We start from the raw sequence: 22251 nt of genomic DNA on the forward strand, positions 1-22251 counted from the left end.
ATATTCACCCCCGTGTTGATGGTCCGAGCCATTCAATCAGCCTTGCAGCAAACCGGCTGTCCGTTACCGCAATCAATACACGCGGCGGCTGACCGATCGCCCGACCGAGCGTCACCCTTTCCGATGTTTCAAATATCGGTACTTTGTAAAAAATGCACTTATTGCTCACGGTCTTTTTGGTGCGATCCGAGGCGTCCGACGACATGATGACGACTCCGGCTTTGTGCCCGCGGATTGCTTTCAGAACCGTTTCTTCCCCTGCAACAACCTTTCCCGCCCGTTTTGCCAGTCCCAGCAATGCGTACCACGGATCATTCTTCTCCGGCATTCTCGGGATGATCCTCCAGATAAGCAAACATTTCGTCAAAAACAGTGTCGGGAACGGGCACGCCCAAATGGCGGGAAAGAAGATTTTTCTCTTTTGCCTTGCTGACGCAGGACGCTTTCTTTGACAGATAGGCGCCTCGTCCGTTTTTCTTTCCGGTCGAATCGAGAAAGACGGTTCCTTCCGGCGAGCGCACAATCCGGAACAGTCCTTTCTTTTCGGCCGATTCCTGGCAGGCAATGCACTTTCGCATCGGTATTTTCCGCTGTTTCGGCATTTGATCAGCCCTCCCTTTATTTATCTTCCGTTTCAGAAGGATCCTCTGTCAGCGTTTCACCGTCATCGTTTTTTGTTTCTTGTCCTGCTGCCTCACTTTCCGGATGCTCAGGATCAACATCCGCCTTTTCGTCCGCGAGGTCCTCCAGAAGGCCGGCCTCTTCCGCTTCTGTTTCGCTCTTTATATCGATTTTCCATCCGGTCAGCTTCGCGGCAAGGCGCGCGTTCTGCCCTTTTTTCCCGATTGCAAGGGAAAGCTGATAGTCGGGCACAACAACTGTGGTCGCTTTTTCTTCTTCATGCACAATGACTTTGACGACTTTAGAAGGGCTGAGCGCGTTAGCAACATAGGTTACCGGATCTTCGGACCAGAGGACAATATCGATCTTTTCACCCTTCAGTTCATTCACGATCGTCTGAACCCTGGCGCCCTTCTGACCGACACAGGCGCCGACCGCATCAACGGTCGGATCTTCGGCATAGACCGCAATTTTTGAGCGGTCGCCCGCTTCGCGGGAGATTGATTTAATCTCAACCGTTCCGTCAAAGATCTCCGGGACTTCCAGTTCAAAAAGGCGCTTCAGCAAACCGGGATGTGTCCGCGATACAGTGATCATCGGGCCCTTTTTCGCATTTTCGACTTTCGTTATATAAACTTTTATCCGATCGTGCGGACGGTAGGTTTCGTTCGGCATCTGCTCCGACTGGGGAAGAAGGGCTTCGACGCGACCCAGATCGACATAAATGAAGCGATGATCAAGACGCTGGACAATGCCCGTCATGATGTCGTCCTCGCGATCAATAAACTCGGAAAAAATCACACCGCGCTCCGCTTCGCGCACTCTCTGCGTGACAACCTGCTTCGCCGTCTGTGCGGCAATCCTGCCGAAGTTGCGCGGAGTGACTTCGATTTCCACCGTATCGCCGAGCTGATAGTGCGGATTCAGACTTTTCGCCTGCTCCAGCAACAACTGCAGATTTTTATTTTCTACGGATTCGACCACTTCTTTTCGTGCGTATACTTTGATCTGGCCGAGTCCTTCATCAATGTCGACGCGGACATTCTGAGCCTGATCGAAATTGCGTTTATACGCCGAAATGAGTGCAGCCTCAAGCGCTTCAAGCAGGACCTCTTTGCTGATACCCTTATCTTTTTCCAGTGCCGTGATGGCTTCCACCAAATCACTGCTCATTTTTTCTCCCCCTTTTCACACCCGCAAATCACCTGTCTAAAAAATGATCGCAAGCCGGCCGCTCGCAATCTTGTCAAACGGAAGCGTCATGGAATCCATTCTTGTCTTATTTTTAATCATCAGTGTCACGCATTCCCTGTTTACCTCTGTCAGCCGTCCCTCAAAGACTTTTGAACCATGCAGAGGCTCATAGGTTGTCACATGCACGTCTTTGCCCACGGATTTCAGATAATCCTCATACTTTTTCAGCGGTCTTTCTGCGCCGGCAGACGAGACTTCAAGGAAATAAGCCTCTTTGATCGGATCGCGCGCATCAAGTGCCTGGCTTAATTTCTCGCTGACAGCCGCGCAGGTATCCAGATCGACGCCTCGCGGAGAATCAATAAAGACACGCAGGAACCGATTCTTCCCTTCTTTCACGTACTCGATATCGACGAGCTCAAGATCTAATTCACGCAAAATCGGAGAGATCAATTCATCCGTCATCTTCGCGATCGCACCAGCCATGTCCAGCCTCCTTTGGAAAACGAAAGAGTGGGAAATTCCCACTCTTTGCAGACGAACTATTTCCAGTATTTCCATAGCTACTATAACATACCCGTCTTTTTAAGGCAAGAACAGCAGAAAAAGTTGTCCTGAGGCAGTTATTGCTTTCAGAAGAGGGAGAGCTGATTGGCATCGGGCATCCCTTCAAGGCATCCCTGGCCTTCAAGATATTCCAATACTGTTTTTGAAATTTTAGCCCGTTTCTGCAGGTCTTCCTTCGACAGAAACTCCCCTTCATCGCGCGCTTTGGCAATTGCTTTTGCCGCGTTTGTTCCGACGCCGGGAATCGCGTTAAAAGGCGGGATCAGCGTGCCGCCGTCGACGAGAAAACGGGTGGCATCCGAACGGTAAAGATCGACAGACTGAAAACTGAATCCGCGTTCGCACATTTCAAGTGCAACTTCCAGAACCGTCAGCAGGCTTTTTTCTTTAGGCAGCGCATCGTTTCCTTTCCTCCCGATTTCATCCATTTTTTCATTGATGGCCGCGGATCCCTGTTTCATGACATCGATATCAAAATCATCGGCTCTGACGGAGAAATAGGTCGCATAAAAGAGAATCGGATAATGTACCTTGAAGTAGGCAATGCGAAAAGCCATCAATACATAGGCTGTCGCATGAGCCTTCGGAAACATATATTTGATCTTCAGACAAGAGTCCATATACCAGTCCGGCACGTTATTTTCTTTCATTTCGGCGATCCAATCGTCGTTCAGGCCTTTGCCCTTGCGGACGGATTCCATGATTTTAAAGGCATGTGACGGTTCAAGCCCTTTATGCATCAGATCAATCATAATATCATCGCGGCAGGAGATGACATCTTTAAGGACGCAGGTGCCGTTATCGATCAGAGGCTGGGCATTGCCGAGCCAGACATCGGTCCCGTGCGACAGCCCGGAAATCTGGACGAGTTCGGCGAACGTTGTCGGTTTGGTGTCCTCAAGCATTTGCCGGACAAAACGGGTGCCGAATTCGGGAATGCCGAGGGTTCCGGTTTTGCAGCGGATCTGCTCCGGCGTCACGCCGAGTGATTCCGTCGTGCTGAAAATTTTCATGACTTCCCGATCGTCGGTAGGAATTGTTTTCGGATTGATGCCGCTCAGGTCCTGCAGCATACGGATGACGGTCGGATCATCATGACCGAGAATGTCCAGTTTCAAAATATTATCATGAATCGAATGGAAATCAAAATGCGTCGTCTGCCAATCCGCCGTCCGGTCATCGGCCGGATACTGAACGGGTGTAAAATCATAGATTTCCATGTCCCGGGGAACGACGACAATGCCTCCCGGATGCTGGCCGGTCGTCCGTTTGGCGCCGGTACAGCCCGCAGCGAGCCGGTCGCGTTCAGCCCCCCGGAAACGGTCGCCCGTCTCCTCCTCGTAGCCCTTAACATAGCCGTATGCCGTTTTATCGGCGATCGTGCCGATCGTGCCGGCGCGATAGACTTTATCTTCGCCAAACAGCACCTTTGTATAATTATGGGCAACCGGCTGGTAATCTCCGGAAAAGTTGAGGTCAATGTCCGGGACTTTGTCTCCCTTGAACCCGAGAAACGTTTCAAAAGGAATGTCGTGCCCGTCTTTTTTCATCGCCGTTCCGCATTCGGGACAATTCCGGTCGGGAAGGTCAAACCCGCAGGCAACCGATCCGTCGGTAAAAAATTCGACATGATGGCATTTAGGGCACAGATAGTGGGGCGGCAAAGGGTTCACTTCGGTAATCTCAAGCATCGTCGCAACAAGCGACGATCCGACCGAACCTCTCGAACCGACCAGATAGCCGTCGGACAGCGACTTTTTAACGAGCTTATGGGCAATCAGATAGATAACGGAAAATCCGTGGCCGATGATACTCTTCAATTCCTTCTCCAGTCTTTTTTCGACGATTTCGGGAAGCCGGTCGCCGTACAGAAAATGTGCCCGGCCGTAAGTCTTCTGTTTGACTTCCTCTTCCGCTCCGTCGATTGTCGGAGTATAGAGTTTGTCCTTCACCGGCATAACCTCGCCGATCGCGTCGGCAATCGCATTCGGATTGTCGACGACAACTTTTCTCGCGTTCTCTTCGCCGAGAAAATTCATACATTCAAGCATCTCATCGGTCGTCCGAAAATGGACGTCGGGCTGTGTCTGGCGATTGAGCGGATTGCCGGCCTGGGAAGCGATCAGGATTTTCCGGTAGATTCTGTCATGCTCATCCAGATAATGCACATCACCGGTCGCTACCACCGGTTTATTCATCTTTTCGCCAAGCTTCACGAGCTTGATCATAACGTCTTTAAGGGCCAGTTCGTCGCGCACGATCCCCTTCTCGACAAGATGCATGTAGTTCGCGGGCGGCTGAATCTCGATGTAGTCATAAAATGCAGCGATTTTTTCGGCCGCCTCCGCCGACTTCTGCATCATCGCTTCGAACAATTCACCCTTGTCGCAGCCCGATCCGATGATCAGCCCTTCACGGTATTTGGCCAGAATCGAACGGGGAATTCTCGGCACACGGTAAAAATATTTCACATGAGCCAGCGAAACCAGTTTATAAAGGTTTTTCAGTCCGGTCTGGTTTTTTACGAGCAGGATGACATGCGACGGACGAATGCGGTCCATGTTGCCCTTGCCCAGATTATCGTTCAGCTGATCATGGTAGAGCATGCCCTTTGCTGCGGCATCCCGAAGCATTTTCCATGCAAGATAGCCGGTCGCCTCCGTATCGTAGATCGCCCGGTGGTGATGCGTCAGTTCAATGTTGAATGCCTTGCAGAGCGTGTCCAGTTTGTGGTTTTTAAAGCCCGGGTAAAGGAAGCGCCCGAGTTCAAGCGTGTCGATGACCGGATTGGCCGCTTCTTCATGACCGAGTCTCTTATAGCCGTTGTTTAGAAATCCCATATCGAAAGTCGCATTATGGGCAACGAGGATGCTGTCGCCCGCGAACGTTCGGAAGGCTTCGATCACTTCACCGTCGTCCGGTGCGTCTTTCAGCATCTCATCCGTAATACTCGTCAGTTCCGTAATTTTTCTGGAGAGCGGATGATGCGGATTGGCGAACTGATCGAATTTTTCAAGTACCTCACCGTTTTTCATCTTGACCGCCGCAAATTCGATGATCGTGTCATAGACGGCGGACAGCCCCGTTGTTTCAACATCGAAGACGACATACGTATCATCCGACAGCAGCCGGTGTGCTGTATTATAGGCAATCGGCACGCCGTCATCGATCAGGTTGGCCTCGACACCGTACAGCACTTTGATCCCGTACTTTTTCCCTGCGGAATATGCTTCTGGAAAAGACTGGACGACGGCATGGTCCGTAATGGCGATAGCCCGATGGCCCCATTCCCCGGCCCGCTTGATCAGTGAGCCGGCCGTGACCACGGCATCCATCTGACTCATCACGGTGTGCGCGTGAAGTTCCACTCTTTTCTTTCCTTCAGGCGCCGTATCAAGCTTTTTATGAGGCGGAATTTCCTCTACATCATTGGCAATCATGACCAGATCGCGGGCAAAACTGTCATTCTGCACGCCGCCTCTGACCTTCACCCACATACCTTTCTTCAGATCCTGAAATTTTCCGGCATCCTCTTTATCCCTGGAAAAGATTTTGATCATCAGCGAATCCGTATAATCCGTTATTTTAAAGAGCAGCAGCGTTCGCCCGCTGCGCAGTTCACGTGTCTCTACGTCGAATATGTAACCTTGAATGGTCACCCGGCGCTCTTCATCCTGTATCGTCTCGATGGCAACCGGCTCATCGTGTATCTCGTAGCCGATCTTAAACGGCCCCGCGGACGGCCCGTCGTCCGCAGCTTCCTCCGCTTTTTTTCTTTCCAGCATTGTCTGGACGACTTTCTGCCGGTCTTCTTCTTCACGCTTCTTCACGAAAGAATCATAGGTTTTTTCCTTATTCTCCTGATCGATTCTAGCGTCAAGCGTCAGCGGCGGAAACCCGCAGCCGCGCAGCTGTTCATTGACCGCATGCGGCAATTTCCGTTTGATCAAACCCGCTTCCGTTTCATTCGAAACGGAAAAACAGAGCTGCTTTCCGTTTAAATGCGGGTTTTGTCCGGAGAGACATCTCTTCAATGAAGGAAAAGCTGCCAGGAGATGTGCGCAGACCGCCGGCCAGTACTCTTCAAACGACTCCCCGATGCCTTCTTCAGTCCGCGCCTGTACGGAAAAACCGACACTGCTGACGATAGATTGAAAATGTTTTTCAAGCTGCGTACCGAGCCATTCAAAAATGTGGCGGGGCAGCACACGCTCGACAATGAAATCAAAGTGCCAGCGGCGTTCTTCCTTATATACGGTCAGTTTTCCGATTTCCCCGCGGCTGAAATAGCTGTTCATCCAGTCTTCAGGAGCTTCGATTTGCTGCATCAGAAGGGTCCAGCGTGCCGATTTGGATAGAGACTCAGTCATTTCATGATCTCCTTTCGCTATGATTCTATTATAATGCACATCCGGCCGCAGCTGATCGGCCACTTGAGACAGAAACGGAGAAATCATAAAAAAGAAAAGGGAGCTGCGTATGCTGCCGGGCTCCCTCTGCCAAATAAATCATCGATTAATTCCGTTCACTCAGTAACTCCGAAACAGCCTGTTCAAGTCCGTCCGTGTCTGTTTCGACCCGCTTCTTCTCCCTGCGGCCCGCAACTTCGACGATACGGTCAGCCGCTTTCTTGCCGACAATGACCTGTACAGGGCAGCCGATCAGATCGCTGTCGGCAAACTTGACACCCGCACGCTCTTTCCGATCGTCCCAGAGCACGTCAAAACCTTTGTCCTGAAGGTCGTGATAGAGTTTGTCCGACAGGGAAAGCTGATCCCCGTTCTTCGGATTAACGGTAATCAGGTGGATCGTAAACGGGGCAAGCGACTGCGGCCAGATCAGCCCGTCCCCGTCATGATACTGTTCGCAGACCGCCGAAAGCGTCCGTGAAATGCCGATTCCGTAGCATCCCATAATCAGCGGCTGATTCTTCCCTTCCGAATCAAGAAACAGGGCATTCATCGACTCGGAATATTTCGTCCCGAGTTTAAATACCTGCCCGATTTCGATCCCCTTTGCGAATTTGATCGTTCCTTTGCCGTCCGGCGAAGGATCGCCCTCCTTAATGAAACGGAGATCAAAAAAGTTCTCAATGCTCAGGTCGCGCTCGGGATCGATATGCAGATAGGAACAATCTTCCTTTTCACTGTACAAAACAGCCCGAGTCAGCGATTTCAGCCCATTGTCGGCCAGAATTTTTACGCTCGCTCCGGGATGAAGCGCGTCCGCTTTGTGCGGCGGATCGAGCGGTTCGATCCAGTCTGTTCCCAGGGCATTCTTCACCTTAACATCGTTGACTTCATCGCCGATCCGCAAGAAAACAAGAACGGTTGCCGAGCGGGTCTTAAACCATTCGGCCTTTATCCGATCATTGTCGTCTACGTCCGCCCTGCCCGCTTTTCTTTCAAGGGGCAGGCTGCCGGCAGCCCTTTTTTGCTCCCGGTCGACGACTTGAGCCATTTCCAGATTGGCTGCGTAATCCGAACGGTCCGAATAAGCAATGGTGTCCTCTCCGATTTCAGCGAGCGCCTGAAATTCATGCGTGTCCTTCCCGCCCATGGCTCCCGAATCGGCGAGGACGGCTCTGTACTTCAGCCCGCAACGGTCAAAGACGCGGCAGTAGGCCTGGAAAATAAGCCGATACGCTTCGTCCAGGCTTTCTTCCGTCGCATGAAAGGAATAGGCATCCTTCATAATAAATTCTCTTCCGCGCAGCAAACCGAAGCGCGGCCTTTTTTCGTCCCTGTATTTTGTCTGAATCTGATAAAGAATGACAGGCAGTTTCTTATAAGAATTAAGCGTATCGCGCACCAGGCTTGTGATCAGCTCTTCTCCTGTCGCCCCGAGAGCGAAATAACGCCCGTGCCGGTCTTTCAGCCGCATCAGTTCCGGTCCGTAGACGTCCCAGCGGCCGGATTCATGCCAGAGTTCGGCAGGCTGCATCGCCGGCATCAGCAGTTCCTGCGCGCCGGCCCGGTCCATCTCTTCCCGGACAATCGCCTCAATCTTTTTAATGACTTTATACCCGAGCGGCAGGTAGGAATAGACTCCCGCCGCATTCTGCCTGATGAAACCGCCGCGCAAAAGCAGGCGATGGCTGGCGGATTCGGCATCTGCCGGCACTTCCTTCAATGTCGGGATAAACATTCGGCTCTGTCTCATGTATCGCACCCCATACTGTATGATAACTGTCTAACGCAAAAATAAATTCTGTATATCGTTCCATGTAACAAGTATCATCAAAAGCATTAAAAAAGCGAAACCGATGAAGTGAACAAACGCTTCTTTCTGCGGTTCGACCGGCTTCCCCCGAAGCGCCTCGACGATCAGGAACAGCAGCCGGCCGCCGTCCAGAGCGGGAAGCGGCAGCAGGTTAATAACCGCCAGGTTGACGCTGAGAAACGCCGTCCAGTTCAGAATGATAAGGAACCCTTGGGAAACGACCTGCCCCGTGGCTTTATAAATACCGACGGGTCCGGCCAGCTGATTGAGATTAAATCCGCCGGTGATCATCATTTTCAGCGCGCTCAGTTCCATCTGGATCCAGTAGACCGTCTGCGTCACGCCGCCCTCAAGAGAAGCAACGAGGGAGTGATGCGTCGGCGCGTATACGCCGATAAACCCTTCCATGCCCTTTTCCGCCTTACGCTGATCGGACACAACACTGATGTTGCGGATTTTCCCGGCCCGGTCCACGGTAAATGTCATCTTTTCTTTAGGGTGGGCGCTGATGTAGTTCATGATCGACTGCCAGCTGCCCATTTTCTGATGATTGATCTGAAGGACCCGGTCATTCGCCTGCAGTCCGGCCTTTTGTGCGGGATAGCCCGCAATCGTATTCCCGAGAAGCGGGGAATTGGAAGGCACCCCCTGAATGCTGAAGTAGATAATGAAAATAATCACGGCCAGTACAAGATTCATAAACGGGCCGGCAAAAATGGTAAGAAAGCGTGCCAAAAGCGGTTGTGAGGCGAACTGTCTGTCCAGCGGCGCAATCTGAAAATCCTGATCATCAACTACATAGGTTGCCTGGCGATCCAGGTCATAATGAACGATCGGTCCGTCTTCTTCCTCGTAACCGGAAATAAACAGATCCTTTTCCAGATCACAATGTTCCACGGTCAGAAATCGCGCGTCTGCATATTTTTCAAGATGATTCGTCACGATTCTCGTGACCCGGCCCCTTGAATCAAAAAACAGGCCGACACTTTGTCCCGGCTTGATTTCAACTATTTCGGGATCCTCTCCGGCCATCCGCACATAGCCGCCGATCGGAAGAAGCCGCACGGTATAAACCGTTTCTCCCTTTTTTATCGCGAAAATTTTCGGCCCGAAACCAATCGCAAATTCGCGGCAGAGAATGCCGGATCGCTTGGCAACAAACAAATGGCCGAGTTCATGAATGGAAACGAGCAGTCCGAAAATCAGAACAACGACGATCAAAGTTTCCACAATGTCTTCCACCTCTTTCGCGGTTATTTTTTGCGGATCTGCGAACGGACAAACGCGCGGGCAAGCCGGTCTGCCTCTTCAATCGCTTCGAGACCCGGCTCGCGCTCCGGCTGATGATGCTCAAGCGCCGCTTCAACCAGCGGCTCAATCTCCAAAAAAGGAATTTCTCCGCTGAGGAAAGCCTGCACGGCCACTTCGTTTGCTGCATTCAGTACGGCAGGCATCGTTCCGCCGGCTTTTCCTGCGGCGTAGGCCAGGGAAACGGCGGGAAATCTTTGTCTGTCCAACTTTTGAAAATGAAGCGTTCCTATTTCCCATAAGTTTAACCTTTTTGTCTGTTTGAGTTCAAGTCTTTTAGGATAAGTGAGCGCATACTGGATCGGGACGAGCATGCTCGGCAGCCCGAGCTGAGCAATGACACTGTGATCAGCATATTCAACCAGAGAATGAATAATACTTTCTCTGTGGACGACGATATCAATCCGATCGTACGGCACTTGAAAAAGCCAGTGTGCCTCGATCACTTCCAGGCCCTTATTCAGCAACGTCGCCGAATCGACCGTAATCTTTGCACCCATCGACCAGTTCGGATGCTTTAGTGCATCGGCGACCGTGACGTCCTTCAGTTCTTCCCGCGTCCTGTCGCGGAAACTGCCGCCCGACGCTGTCAGGATCAGCCGGGAAAGAGCCGTACGGTCCTGTCCCTGCAGCGACTGGAAAATGGCGGAGTGCTCACTGTCGATAGGAATGATGGAAACACCCGCTTTCTTAGCCTGCTCCATGACAAGATGCCCCGCGGTCACCAGTGTCTCTTTATTGGCCAGCCCGATCTTTTTCCCCGCCTCGATTGCGGCGAGAGTCGGTTCAAGTCCTATGCTGCCGAGCACGGCATTGACAAGCATGTCGCTGTCCGCGAAAGCCGCCGCCTCGATCATCCCTTCAGGTCCGTAAACGATCTTTTCCCGGCCCCCGCGCTCAACTTTCAGCCGTTCGGCAATCTGCCTGTTTTTCACGGCAACCAGTCTGGGCTTGAACTCATCGATCAGCGGCAGCGCTTTTTCAATATTCTCGCCAAAAGCCATGGCGGCCACTGCAAAATGTTCCGGATGCTCGCGAATCACCGCAAGCGTCTGCGTCCCTACCGATCCGGTTGCCCCCAGTAAACTGATCCGCTTCAACACCGATCCCTCTTTTCAGTTAATAACTCCAATCAAATATAAAATCGGCAGAACGAAAATCAGACTGTCGAATCGATCAAGCAATCCGCCATGGCCCGGAAGGATTTTTCCCGAATCTTTAACGCCGAAATGGCGTTTCAGTGCGGACTCTCCCAAATCGCCCAGCTGACCGAAAGCCGATATAAGCAAAGTGACGAGAAGGTATAACCCCCACGATGGAAAAATCGGTTCACGCAGGATGAGCCGGAAAAGGACGGCGACGATCAAAGCCGTAATCAGCGCACCGGCTGCTCCTTCTTTGGTCTTGTTCGGGCTGATTTCCGGAGCAAGCTTGCGCCTGCCCCACTTTCTGCCGATAAAATAAGCGCCGCTGTCCGATGCCCAGATGATGATCAGCACAAACAAAGAAAGGGCGAAGCTGCCGAGCCTCGCCCGGACAAGCAAATGATAAGAAAATCCTATGTAAAAAACCGACATCAGGAGATAGGCAGCCTGTTGAAAATGAAAACGATTTTTTAGAAAGACAGTTGCACCGATCAGCAGCAGCATCAGAACCGCCAGTAACTTAATGAGCAGAAGATTAAATGCATCTTCCGAGGGAAAAAACGTAGCAAGGACGATCGCGGCCACGCAAACCGCTCCGAGTAAGACTTCCGGAGAGAACAAGGAAAGCTTGTCCATTGCCGCCAGTTCCATATAGCAGATCACGGCAATCACAGCGGACAGGAGTGCAAACGGGACGGATCCGACGGCCAGGATTGCAATAAAAAGTCCACCGCCCAGGATCGCCGTAATCACTCTCTGCTTCATCGCTTCTCGCTCCCTTTTTCCTCAATCCCCCCGTATCGCCGCTGTCTCGTTGCAAATTCCCGAACAGCTTCCTGGAGGTTCTCTTCATCAAAATCCGGCCAATAAACATCGGTAAAAAACAGCTCCGTGTAGGCAAGCTGCCAGAGCATGAAATTACTGAGACGGACCTCGCCGCCCGTTCGGATCAGCAGATCGGGGTCGGGCAGAGAATGGCTCAGCAGATAGCCGGACAGCACTTCTTCGTCGATATTTTCCCGATCCAGCTTGTTCAGCTGAACATCGCGAATCAGGGCCTTCACTGCACCGACAATTTCCGAATGGCTGCCGTAGTTGAGAGCAAAGTTCAAAATCAGCCCGTCATTATTTCTTGTCTCGTTTACAGCCCGGTCGACGGCTCTCATGGTGTGGGACGGGATACGCGACATATCTCCCATCATGCGGACCTGTACGTTATTTTCAACTAATTCAGCAAGGTAAGAGTTGAGAAATTGCTCGGGAAGCTTCATCAGAAATTCCACTTCCGTTTTCGGCCGTTTCCAGTTTTCAGTGGAAAAAGCAAAAAGCGTGAGCACCTTAATGCCTAATCGGTTCGCTTCATTTGTCACTTTCTTGACAGTTTTTAATGCTTCCCGGTGTCCGGCAATTCTCGGCAGGCCTCTTCTCTGAGCCCATCGTCCGTTTCCGTCCATGATAATGGCAACGTGCGCCGGAATTTTTTGCAGGCTGTCGGGAAGCTGTTCCTGTTTGCCCGCTTTCCCTGTCCTAGTTAAGGAAAATTTCTCAAACATCCTCTTTCCCCCATTGTCGATGCTGAATGAAGACAGCAGGATCTTACGGCGCATCAGTCAGCAGTCAATCATTCTGATTCTTCACTAATCCCGGATGTGTGAAAGAGAACATCCGCGTGATTCGCAGCGCCGTCTAAATATCCATTATTTCCTTTTCCTTATCGGCTGAAATCATGTCGATTTTTTTTATTGTCCCATCGGTCAGCTTCTGAACGTTTTCTTCAGCGTCACGAACATCGTCCTTGGTCAATTCATTGTTCTTCTCCATCTTTTTCAATTGATCATTCGCATCGCGGCGCACGTTTCGGACGGCAACCTTGGCTTCTTCAGCAATCTTTTTAACAAGTTTTACGAGTTCCGCGCGTCTTTCTTCCGTAAGCAGAGGGATGGCAATGCGGATGACCGTCCCGTCGTTTGTCGGCGTAATACCTAAGTCCGATTTCAGTATACCCCGTTCAATATCCGCCATGGCCGTACGATCGTATGGCTGGACAACGAGCAGCCGGGCTTCCGGCGCAGTAATGGCGGCAATTTGTCTCAGCGGCGTTTCCGCACCGTAATACTCAACGGTCACTTTATTTAAAATCGAGGGATTGGCGCGTCCGGCACGAATCGTCACCAATTCGCGCTGAAACGATTTCACCGCTTTCTCCATGCGTTCCTTTGTTTCTTTCAGAATATCGTCCTGAGCCATTGATTATCTCCCCTTTACAACCGTACCGATGTCTTCCCCCAGAACGGCACGTTTAATATTTCCCGCGGCCAGTGAGAAAACGACAAGCGGAATATCGTTATCCATGCTCAGTGAAGAGGCCGTTGAATCCATTACCTGAAGGCCTTCGTTCAGAACACGCAGATACGAAATTTCTTTATATTTCTTAGCACTTTTATCGACTTTCGGATCTGCCGAATAAACACCGTCCACATTGTTTTTGGCCATTAAAATCACGTCGGCTTCGATCTCGGCCGCTCTCAGCGCCGCTGTCGTATCCGTTGAAAAATATGGATTCCCCGTTCCGGCGGCAAATATAACGACACGTCCCTTTTCAAGATGGCGGATTGCCCGTCTGCGAATATACGGTTCCGCTACCTGCCTCATATCGATTGACGTCTGCACCCTTGTTTCAACGCCCAGCCCCTCCAGGCTGTCCTGCAGTGCAAGCGCGTTGAGCACGGTTGCCAGCATCCCCATATAATCGGCCTGCGCACGGTCCATGCCCATTTCGCTGCCTGTTTTCCCGCGCCAGATATTCCCGGCTCCGACGACGATCGCCACTTCAACGCCGAGGTCGACCACTTCCTTTACCTGCTCGGTAATTGAACGGATGACTTTCGGATCGATCCCGTATCCGCTTGCACCTGCCAGTGCTTCTCCGCTCAATTTAAGGATGACCCGCTTATATTTTGCCTTCTCCGGCATCATTCATCTATCCCTTCGCCGTATTTAATTTTAATTCTAAAAAATGGGACACGTGATCCGTGCCCCATTTTTTCATCCTATGTCTCACAGAGATGCTGCAAAGCTGTTGAACAGAACGCGAACTGTTTCTTATGCCTTCCGTTCCTGCAGCACATCCGCGGGCGCCAATCATTGTTTCATTTGAGCTTTGACTTCTTCAGCAAAATTTTCTTCTTTCTTTTCGATGCCTTCGCCGACTTCATAACGGACAAATGCGACGATTTCAGCATTTTTGCTCTTCAAATAGTTCTTAACAGTGACGTCGCCGTCTTTAACAAACGGCTGATCGACCAGACAGATTTCCTTAAAAAATTTATTGAGGCGGCCGGCAACCATTTTTTCGACAATATTGGCCGGCTTCCCTTCTCCCAGTGCTTCTTTAGTCAAAACTTCTTTTTCATGGGCGACTACGTCTGCCGGAATCTCTTTCTCCGTGAGATAACGCGGTTTAATGGCTGCAACGTGCATGGCGATATCTTTTGCCGTTTCGGCATCCCCGCCGGAAAGCCTGGTCAGCGCGGCGATGCGGCCTCCCATATGAAGATACGCGCCGAAAATTTCATTCTCTGCTTTATGGAGAACGGTAAAACGCCGCAGAGACAGCTTCTCTCCGATTTTCGCGATAGCGGCGTTAATATATTCATTAACCGTTTCCCCTGTGTCAAGGCGCTGTTTCAAAGCTTCCTCAACATCCGCCGGCTCGTGATTAAGCAGATGTCCGGCCAGCGTTTCAATCAACTGTCTGAACTCTGCGTTCTTGGCAACAAAATCCGTTTCCGAGTTGACCTCGAGTGCGACCGCCTTGTTGCCGGCGATCTTGATCTCCGTCAGGCCTTCAGCAGCAATCCGCCCCGATTTTTTGGCTGCTTTGGCGACTCCCTTTTCTCTCAGTACATCTATTGCTTTCTTAATGTCGCCTTCCGTTTCCGAGAGCGCCCTTTTGCAGTCCATAATTCCGGCGCCGGTAAGATCACGCAGTTCTTTAACCAATTTTGCACTAATTGCAGCCAATGCGCATCCTCCTATCATTTTATCCTTTTGCTTTTTTCACTAAAAGAGTGATAAAAGGCTTTTCCCCTTATCACCCTGTTATCTTTCCATGTCTTTTCTTATTCTGCTTTTACAGGTTCTTCGGCAGGGGCCTGCGCCTGTTCCGGCGCAGCCGCAGCTTCCTCGGTCTCTTCGCCCTGGTTTGCTTCGAGAACCGCATCGGCCATTTTCCCTGTCAGAAGCTTGACAGCGCGGATCGCATCATCGTTGCCCGGGATGACAACATCCACTTCATCGGGATCACAGTTTGTATCCACAATCGCAATGATCGGGATGCTGAGTTTGCGCGCTTCGGTAATTGCGATTCTTTCCTTGCGGGGATCGATCACGAACAGTGCCTGAGGCAGGCTTTCCATTTCCTTGATTCCTCCGAGGAATTTCTCAAGCCGTGCCAATTCTTTTCTGAGGCCGACGACTTCTTTTTTAGGAAGTACATCAAATGTACCGTCCTCCTGCATCTTCTCAATATCTTTCAGCCGCTTGATCCGCTTTCTGATCGTTTCGAAGTTGGTCAGCGTACCGCCCAGCCAGCGCTGATTGATGTAATACTGGCCCGAGCGTTCCGCTTCGGCCTTCACCGAATCCTGCGCTTGTTTCTTTGTGCCGACAAAAAGAATTTTTCCGCCGTCCGCCGCAATACTTCTGACAAACTGGTAGGCTTCTTCAACTTTTTTGACCGTCTTCTGCAGGTCAATAATATAGATGCCGTTTCTCTCCGTAAAAATATAAGGTTTCATTTTCGGATTCCAGCGCCGTGTCTGATGACCGAAATGCACACCGGATTCCAGCAACTGTTTCATAGAAATAACTGCCATTTTAAATCCTCCTGTTGGTTTTATTCCTCCGCCGGCCTCTTTTTCATGTACGGCTGAATTATTCAGCACCCGTACATGAATCAGTCTGCGTGTGTGATTGACACCAATCGTTACTATACCACAAACCGAATAGGGTTACAAGATCAGCGGGACACTTTATTGCCGAATTTTAACAATAGCTCAATCTCCCCTGCCCCGCGGTTCATTTTTTTGGCTATCTCATTGACAGTGTACCCTTTTTTCTGAAGTTTCATAGCCTGAAAAAAGGGCGATTCCTCAAGGCTGTCCCGGATCTGATCAACGGGCGGTACCCATGAGGCCGGTTCCCCGGTTTTATCGGCGGACGCTTCGCCGTCCGCAACCTGGGCCGGATTTCCGTCATCGGGAATTTCTGCGATTTTCTCTTTCAGCAATTGGCCGAAAGCAGGCGTTTCGGACCGTTTCTCCTCTTCCGGCTGAAGCGGCCCGGCCGTATTTTCTCCCTGCATTTCCGTTTCTTCCGGCGAAACTGCATTTTTTTTCATTAAAATCTCGACTTTCGAAGCCAGCCGCTCGTTTTCTTTGCGGACATCTTCCAGATAAGCGGTAAAAGCTTCATTTATATCGTCAAGAATCCGATCGGTCTTTATCTGTTCAAGCACCCGGATCCTCTGGTACAGATGCAGGATCAGATACAGAATCAGAATAATCAGGACAAAGTTAAAAATGATCCACGCGATCGTCACCGTTCTCACCTTCAATTCTCAAAATTAATCGTAGAGCGGGCTCTTCAGAAAACGTCTCAATTTAAATAAGGCTTTACTGTGAATCTGGGAAATCCGCGAGGTCGACAGACCGAGCACCCGGCCGATTTCCGTCAGGGTCAGTTCCTCATAATAGAACAATGTGATCACAAGCCGCTCATTGTCTCCCAGTTTGTCAATTTCCCGGGCAAGGGCGCGCCTGTTTTCCTGATCAATCAGATGCGTATCCGGCAGAACGGTCCGGAAATCTTCAATGGCGGCAGAAGAATAATCATTTTTTCCGGTCGGTGAACTATCATCCAGTGAGAGAAGATTCGACAGCAGGCCTTCCGAGAGAACCTGTGAAACTTCATCGACCTTCATGCCGCATGATTCCGCAACCTCTTCCATTGACGCCGAGCCTAATTTTTCCTGTTCGATTTTCTCCGCGGCTCTTTCAATTTTCTTGCTTTTCTCGCGGATCGACCGGGGCATCCAATCTTCCCTTCGCAGGCCGTCAAGAATGGCGCCGCGGATACGGAATGAAGCGTATGTGTCGAATTTCAGATCACGTTCTTTATCGAATTTTTCAAGTGCGTCATAGAGACCCAGCAACCCGTAACTTTGCAGTTCGCCGCGATCAATATTCCGGGGCAGTCCGGCGCTGATTCGCTGTACATGATAATGAACAAGGGGCATGTAAAGCCGAAGGAGATCGTCAGCCGCATCCTTGTCGCGCGACCGGATCCAGCGGTCCCAGTACTGCAATTCCCTGGTATCAGTTTTGGCCATCTTTTCTCCCCCTTCCTTTGGCACTTCCGGCTAAATGATTCGCTCGCCTCTATAAATCGCACGGATTAAAAGGCTGCATGTTTCGGTGAAGAATTCAATGGTTCTTCCGTAATCATCACCGGTTTCTTCCGCAACAATCGGAATATGAAAAAATGCAAGCTGTTTTCTTACGGCTGCTACGTTGCGTTTACCGATACTGCCCATAGGCAGCGGCCGGCTTGATTTGAACATTTCGGCTCCTCCCGCTATTTTGGCCTTCAGCGATCCGGGAGAGAACCCGTGTTGGATCGTCAGCATCCTGAGCATTTCCGGAATCGCCGTATTGGCGAATTTGCCGGGTGGAAAATGATTCGAACGGGCGAGCGATGAATCCGGCAGCATGACATGGGCCATACCGGCGCTTCGTTCCCTTTCACTGAACACAATCACGCCGACGCACGAGCCAAGGCCCATCGTTTTTAACGTTTCGGGACTTTCAGCAAATTTAATTTCCGACAGTCCGACATGAATCACAAAGACGACTTCCCTTCCATTAATTTAAAAATAGCGTCCATGGATTCAGGAGCGGGGAAAAAAAGAAATTCTCCTTTTAATTGATCGCTGTTTGCACAATCATGCAGAACCGCATCCATTAAGATCACCGAATCATCGCGAAGCGAAAGCTCGACAAGCCCTTCGCCGAGTATGGCGCCTTCCATATCAATCGCGCAGATCGGCGGAGACTGCTTCAGAGATACTTTCAGTAAAGCGGAAAGAGCGGATAAATAAGAACCGCATAAAATATTGCTGATTTCACTGAAAGCCGATTTGCCTATTCCGCCGTCAAACACCGAAGCCGCCGGCACGAGTTCCCGGATCAGCCGATTGGCCAGGCCCACTTCGAACATCATGAAAAAGTGCCCGTTCAGTCCGCCCCCGACTTGAATGTATGAAGCAGCCACATGTTTTTCTGTATCGCGGTCAAGAAGTTCGGCTAGAGTCATCATCTTGACTGCGGGAATCTTAAGCTCTATCCGTTTATTTAAAAGGAGCGACAGGGCGGTAGCCGCGTGGCCCGCACCGATATTCCCCACTTCTTTAAGCAGATCAAGATGAGCAGGCTGCAGCCTTTTAAAATCATCCACCCGTATCACACCTCGATTTGTTTGATTTCACCGATTTCTTCGTCGCTCAGCACCCGGTCCAGATTCAGCAAAATCAGCAGATCGTCATTGGTAATCCTGGCGACGCCATTTATGTATTCCGCCTCAGGTCCGCCGACAATGTCGGGTGTTTTTTCAATGCTGTCTTTCTTAATATTCATGACTTCTTTCGCCGAATCCACGAGCAGGCCAACCTGGATTTCGCCTACATCGGCAATGACGACGCGGCTTTCCGCTGTCAATTCGCTGCGGTTCATATGAAAGCGGCGGCGCACATCAATCACCGGAACGATTAACCCGCGAAGATTCATCACGCCCAGGACATATTCCGCTGCATTCGGCACTCGCGTCACGGGCTGAACACGTTCAATGGACAGCACCTGGTCAATCGGGACACCGTACGTTTCACCATTCAGTTTAAAAAGAATGACCTTGAATGACTCTCCTTCCATGTTCCATTCCTCCTCATGCATTTTCTATTTGGGACCTCTTCGTCTGCCGGCCGGTCAGGACGCGGCAGTCAAGAATCAATGCGACTTTCCCGTCGCCAAGAATGGCTGCGCCGGAAAATCCTTTCACGGATTTTAAATACCGGCCCAATGGTTTAATGACGATATCCTGGTAACCGAGCAGTTTTTCCGTGACAATGCCTGCCAGCCTGTCGCCGCTTCTTACGAGAACGACAGAACCCGAGCAGGTTGCTTCGCTTTTCTTTGGGTCGGATGACGTCTCTTCGGAAGCCGGAATATTCAGGTACTCTTTAAGACTGAGCAGAGGGACAATCCGGTTCCGATAGTTCATGACCCGGAGACCGTTTACCGAACGGATTTCCAACTGGCGGATCAGCGCCGTTTCGACGATCGAGGTAATCGGTACGGCATATATTTCCGTGCCGGTCTGGATCATCAGGGCATTAATAATGGAAAGAGTCAGGGGGAGTTTTACCGTAAATTTAGTCCCCTTGCCGGGTGCTGAATCGACCTGAACCGTCCCGCTCAGCGAATGAATTTTGCTCTCGACGACGTCGAGCCCGACGCCGCGTCCTGAAATATCGGAAATTTTATCCGCTGTGCTGAATCCGGATTCAAAGAGCAGATGGTAAACATCCTGATCTGAAAGAAGAGCGGCCGACTCTTTAGCTACAAGGCCTTTTTCCACCGCCTTCGCCAGGACTTTCTCGCGGTTGATGCCCGCTCCGTCGTCTTCGATTTCAATAATGACGTGGCTGCCGCTGTGATAGGCTTTAAGCGAAAGAATTCCCTCCACAGATTTACCCTTTTCGCTGCGGACATCCGGATGTTCAATGCCGTGATCCATCGAATTGCGAATCATGTGCATCAGCGGGTCGCCGATTTCATCGATGACCGTTCGATCCAGTTCTGTCTCCGCTCCGCTGATTACAAGTTTTACTTTTTTATTCAGCTCTTTCGACAGGCTGCGCACCATTCTTGGAAACCGGTTGAATACCTGTTCAACCGGTTCCATTCGCAGATTCAGAATCGTTTCCTGAAGCTGGTCGGATGTTCTTTTCAGCGCATCGACCGATTCCTTCAATTCCGGGTTATGAAGAGAAGATGAAATATCTTCCAGGCGACTGCGGTCAATAATCATTTCTTCAAAAAGATTAAGGAGATGATCGAGCCGGTCGAGATTGACGCGGATCGTTTTGGCGATGGCCGGACGGCCCTGTCGGGCAGGCGGCTCGTTTTTCTGCCCGCGGCCGTTTGTTTTCGGCTGATCCGCCTCTTTGCCGGGCTGCCCGGAACCGCCGGCCCCGGCCGGAGACACATCGGCACGGTCAATTTCCGAAATAGCCATTACAGCGGTATAAACGTCTTCTTCTTTCTTGCCGGTAACCAGAAAATAAGTAAACTGTCTGTCAAAGGCCTCATTCTCAATGTCTTCAGTAGACGGAACGGACTTCATGATCGTGCCGATTTTTTCGAGCGCGTTGGAGACCATCAGAGCACGGGCCGCTTTCAGCACACAATCCCGATGCAATGTCACGACGACCCGATAAACGTTCATGCCCTGAGCCAGTGCCTGCTTCACCGCCTCATTCTCGTAATCGTCAAAACCGTCCGCTCCGGCCGGCCTGCTTCGGTCCGGGCCGGCCGCTTTTTCGGCGGCTGCCGCTGCAGCCTCTTTGGCCTCGGCTGTCCGCTGCGGAGCCTCCTGCGAACCGCCGGTAAGCGCGCGCAGTTTTTCCGTCACGGCCGTCGCATCTTTTTTGTCGCTGCCGCCTTGTTCAATAGAGTCGACCATTGATTCCAGCATATCCAGAGCTTCAAATAAAACATCGATCATTGTATCGGACACTTCAATTTTTTCATGCCGCAGCGCATCGAAAACATTTTCCATCGTATGCGTCAGTTCCATCATATCTGCAAACCCCATCTGGCCCGAACTGCCTTTTAAAGTATGGGCGGACCGGAAAATACTGTTGAGCAGTTCGGGATCGCCGCCGTTCTCCCCCATGACCGATAATTTATCATTCAGATTCTGTAAGTGCTCACGGGCTTCATCAATAAATACCCCTAAGTACTGGCTCATGTCCATTTTCAGTCAGCTCCCTGAATTCCAAATTGGCGGCAGATTGCCGGAGCAACCCGAGTCAGCGGACATACCTCGTCGACTTTCCCCGTCTCTATTGCCGCCTTGGGCATACCGTATACAATACATGACTCCTTTGATTCAGCTATGGCATAAATATTCTTTCTTTTTTTCTTCAACGCTTCCAGGCCTTCGGCACCGTCCCTGCCCATTCCGGTTAAAATCGCAATAACAAAAGAACAGGCTTTAATCTGCAGAAGAGATCTAAGCGTCACATCCACGGCAGGCCTGACCCCGTGGACAGGCACCGAATCGAGAAGATGAACGGAAAGGCCGCCGCCCTCATCCTGTGAGACCTGCAAATGAATACCCCCGGGTGCGATATAGACACGCCCTTTCTTGAGAACTTCGCCATCTTTTGCTTCGCAGACCGTCAGCTGTGAGAGTCCGTTCAGCCGTTCCGCAAGCGATTGAGTAAATTTCGGGGGCATGTGCTGGACAATCAGAACCGGAGCCGGCAAATTTTTCTTCAGGGCGGGAACAACGGTCTGCAGAGCTTTCGGACCGCCTGTCGAAGTTCCGATCAGGACAAGCGACGCGTCGCCGGCGGCCGCTGCTGTCCCGGCTGTCGCCGACGGGATGCCGGAATCGGACCGGAGAGGCTCCTCTCCGCTGCGTTCCATTGTCCGGGAGTGAACGGCCTGTCTCGAACGAACAGCCTGACGAATTTTTGTCTGCAGTTCAAGCTGAATCCGTTCGATATCTCCCGGCCTGGCAGAGGGCTTGAAAATAAAATCAAACGCTCCGCTGCTGATCGCTTCAATCACATAATTTGCGCTTTCGTCCGAAGCCCCGCTGACTACAATAGTCGGTGTCGGCTGCCGTGACATCATCTCATGAAGGACATAAAGGCCGTCTTTTTCTCCTGAAAGAATGATATCCAGAGTTACGACATCCGGTTCGTATTTCGCCAGTTTTCTCAGTGCATCATCGGCGTTTCTTGCTGTTGCAATCACGCGCATGGACGCGTCTTCTTCGATCATGGCTTTTAATGTCTGCCTCATAAAGGCCGAATCGTCGACAACCAGCACTCGAATGGGGTCCATAA

General features: G+C 51.1%; 21 protein-coding genes. All 21 read right to left on the bottom strand.

The window, feature by feature from the left end; all coding sequences use genetic code 11:
• Positions 1–4 precede the first annotated feature (4 nt).
• The 21 genes from Q6A92_RS06320 to Q6A92_RS06420 all read right to left on the bottom strand — a co-directional run bounded on the left by Q6A92_RS06320 (position 5) and on the right by Q6A92_RS06420 (position 22249).
• Entirely contained in the window at positions 5–328 is a 324-nt protein-coding gene (locus Q6A92_RS06320; RefSeq protein ID WP_332237425.1) for a ribosomal L7Ae/L30e/S12e/Gadd45 family protein, read from the bottom strand.
• Positions 312–602, bottom strand: a complete 291-nt coding sequence (rnpM, locus tag Q6A92_RS06325; RefSeq protein WP_274397377.1) for an RNase P modulator RnpM — start codon at positions 600–602, stop codon at positions 312–314. Before rnpM ends, Q6A92_RS06320 begins: the two co-directional genes overlap by 17 nt.
• Before the next feature lie 16 nt (positions 603–618).
• The gene (gene nusA, locus Q6A92_RS06330; protein ID WP_332237426.1) at positions 619–1794 is read right to left on the bottom strand and encodes a transcription termination factor NusA; all 1176 of its coding nucleotides are present in this window, start codon (positions 1792–1794) and stop codon (positions 619–621) included.
• A 36-nt stretch (positions 1795–1830) separates the two neighbouring features.
• Positions 1831–2301 carry a ribosome maturation factor RimP gene (gene rimP / locus Q6A92_RS06335; protein WP_332237427.1) on the bottom strand — a complete coding sequence of 157 codons (471 nt, stop codon included), beginning with the start codon at positions 2299–2301 and terminating at the stop codon, positions 1831–1833.
• Between the two features lie 146 nt (positions 2302–2447).
• Positions 2448–6752 (bottom strand): PolC-type DNA polymerase III, encoded by a 4305-nt coding sequence (locus tag Q6A92_RS06340; RefSeq protein WP_332237428.1) that lies wholly within the window; start codon positions 6750–6752, stop codon positions 2448–2450.
• A gap of 145 nt (positions 6753–6897) precedes the next feature.
• A complete protein-coding gene (locus Q6A92_RS06345) occupies positions 6898–8544 on the bottom strand; it encodes a proline--tRNA ligase (protein WP_332237429.1) in 1647 nt (548 codons plus the stop codon).
• A 30-nt stretch (positions 8545–8574) separates the two neighbouring features.
• On the bottom strand, positions 8575–9834 hold the full coding sequence (gene rseP, locus Q6A92_RS06350) for an RIP metalloprotease RseP (protein ID WP_274397382.1): 1260 nt from the start codon (positions 9832–9834) through the stop codon (positions 8575–8577).
• A 23-nt stretch (positions 9835–9857) separates the two neighbouring features.
• Complete coding sequence (locus tag Q6A92_RS06355; protein ID WP_274397383.1) at positions 9858–11012, bottom strand: 1-deoxy-D-xylulose-5-phosphate reductoisomerase; 1155 nt, start codon at positions 11010–11012, stop codon at positions 9858–9860.
• Positions 11013–11027: 15 nt separating this feature from the next.
• Positions 11028–11822, bottom strand: coding sequence for a phosphatidate cytidylyltransferase (locus tag Q6A92_RS06360; protein ID WP_274397384.1), 795 nt, complete (start codon positions 11820–11822; stop codon positions 11028–11030).
• The gene (locus tag Q6A92_RS06365; protein WP_274397385.1) at positions 11819–12610 is read right to left on the bottom strand and encodes an isoprenyl transferase; all 792 of its coding nucleotides are present in this window, start codon (positions 12608–12610) and stop codon (positions 11819–11821) included. Before Q6A92_RS06365 ends, Q6A92_RS06360 begins: the two co-directional genes overlap by 4 nt.
• 133 nt (positions 12611–12743) lie before the next feature.
• A complete protein-coding gene (frr, locus tag Q6A92_RS06370; RefSeq protein ID WP_274397386.1) occupies positions 12744–13304 on the bottom strand; it encodes a ribosome recycling factor in 561 nt (186 codons plus the stop codon).
• 3 nt (positions 13305–13307) lie between these two features.
• Positions 13308–14030: a UMP kinase gene (gene pyrH / locus Q6A92_RS06375; protein ID WP_274397387.1), complete on the bottom strand. Its 723-nt coding sequence runs from the start codon at positions 14028–14030 to the stop codon at positions 13308–13310.
• A gap of 168 nt (positions 14031–14198) precedes the next feature.
• Positions 14199–15080 (bottom strand): translation elongation factor Ts, encoded by an 882-nt coding sequence (gene tsf, locus Q6A92_RS06380; protein ID WP_332237430.1) that lies wholly within the window; start codon positions 15078–15080, stop codon positions 14199–14201.
• A 98-nt stretch (positions 15081–15178) separates the two neighbouring features.
• A complete protein-coding gene (rpsB, locus tag Q6A92_RS06385; RefSeq protein WP_274397389.1) occupies positions 15179–15934 on the bottom strand; it encodes a 30S ribosomal protein S2 in 756 nt (251 codons plus the stop codon).
• Positions 15935–16077: 143 nt separating this feature from the next.
• Positions 16078–16659 carry a hypothetical protein gene (locus tag Q6A92_RS06390; RefSeq protein ID WP_274397390.1) on the bottom strand — a complete coding sequence of 194 codons (582 nt, stop codon included), beginning with the start codon at positions 16657–16659 and terminating at the stop codon, positions 16078–16080.
• 24 nt (positions 16660–16683) lie between these two features.
• Positions 16684–17448 (bottom strand): FliA/WhiG family RNA polymerase sigma factor, encoded by a 765-nt coding sequence (locus tag Q6A92_RS06395; protein ID WP_274397391.1) that lies wholly within the window; start codon positions 17446–17448, stop codon positions 16684–16686.
• Between the two features lie 30 nt (positions 17449–17478).
• Entirely contained in the window at positions 17479–17961 is a 483-nt protein-coding gene (locus Q6A92_RS06400; protein WP_274397392.1) for a chemotaxis protein CheD, read from the bottom strand.
• Positions 17958–18572 carry a chemotaxis protein CheC gene (locus Q6A92_RS06405; protein ID WP_274397393.1) on the bottom strand — a complete coding sequence of 205 codons (615 nt, stop codon included), beginning with the start codon at positions 18570–18572 and terminating at the stop codon, positions 17958–17960. The genes Q6A92_RS06400 and Q6A92_RS06405 overlap by 4 nt, the downstream gene beginning before the upstream one ends.
• Before the next feature lie 5 nt (positions 18573–18577).
• Positions 18578–19042 (bottom strand): chemotaxis protein CheW, encoded by a 465-nt coding sequence (locus Q6A92_RS06410; RefSeq protein WP_274397394.1) that lies wholly within the window; start codon positions 19040–19042, stop codon positions 18578–18580.
• 13 nt (positions 19043–19055) lie between these two features.
• On the bottom strand, positions 19056–21149 hold the full coding sequence (locus Q6A92_RS06415; RefSeq protein ID WP_332237431.1) for a chemotaxis protein CheA: 2094 nt from the start codon (positions 21147–21149) through the stop codon (positions 19056–19058).
• Between the two features lie 2 nt (positions 21150–21151).
• On the bottom strand, positions 21152–22249 hold the full coding sequence (locus tag Q6A92_RS06420) for a protein-glutamate methylesterase/protein-glutamine glutaminase (RefSeq protein WP_332237432.1): 1098 nt from the start codon (positions 22247–22249) through the stop codon (positions 21152–21154).
• Between the last annotated feature and the right edge of the window lie 2 nt (positions 22250–22251).

The sequence above is a fragment of the Sporolactobacillus sp. KGMB 08714 genome, assembly GCF_036598985.1.
In the GTDB taxonomy this organism is placed as follows: Bacteria; Bacillota; Bacilli; order Bacillales; family Sporolactobacillaceae; genus Sporolactobacillus.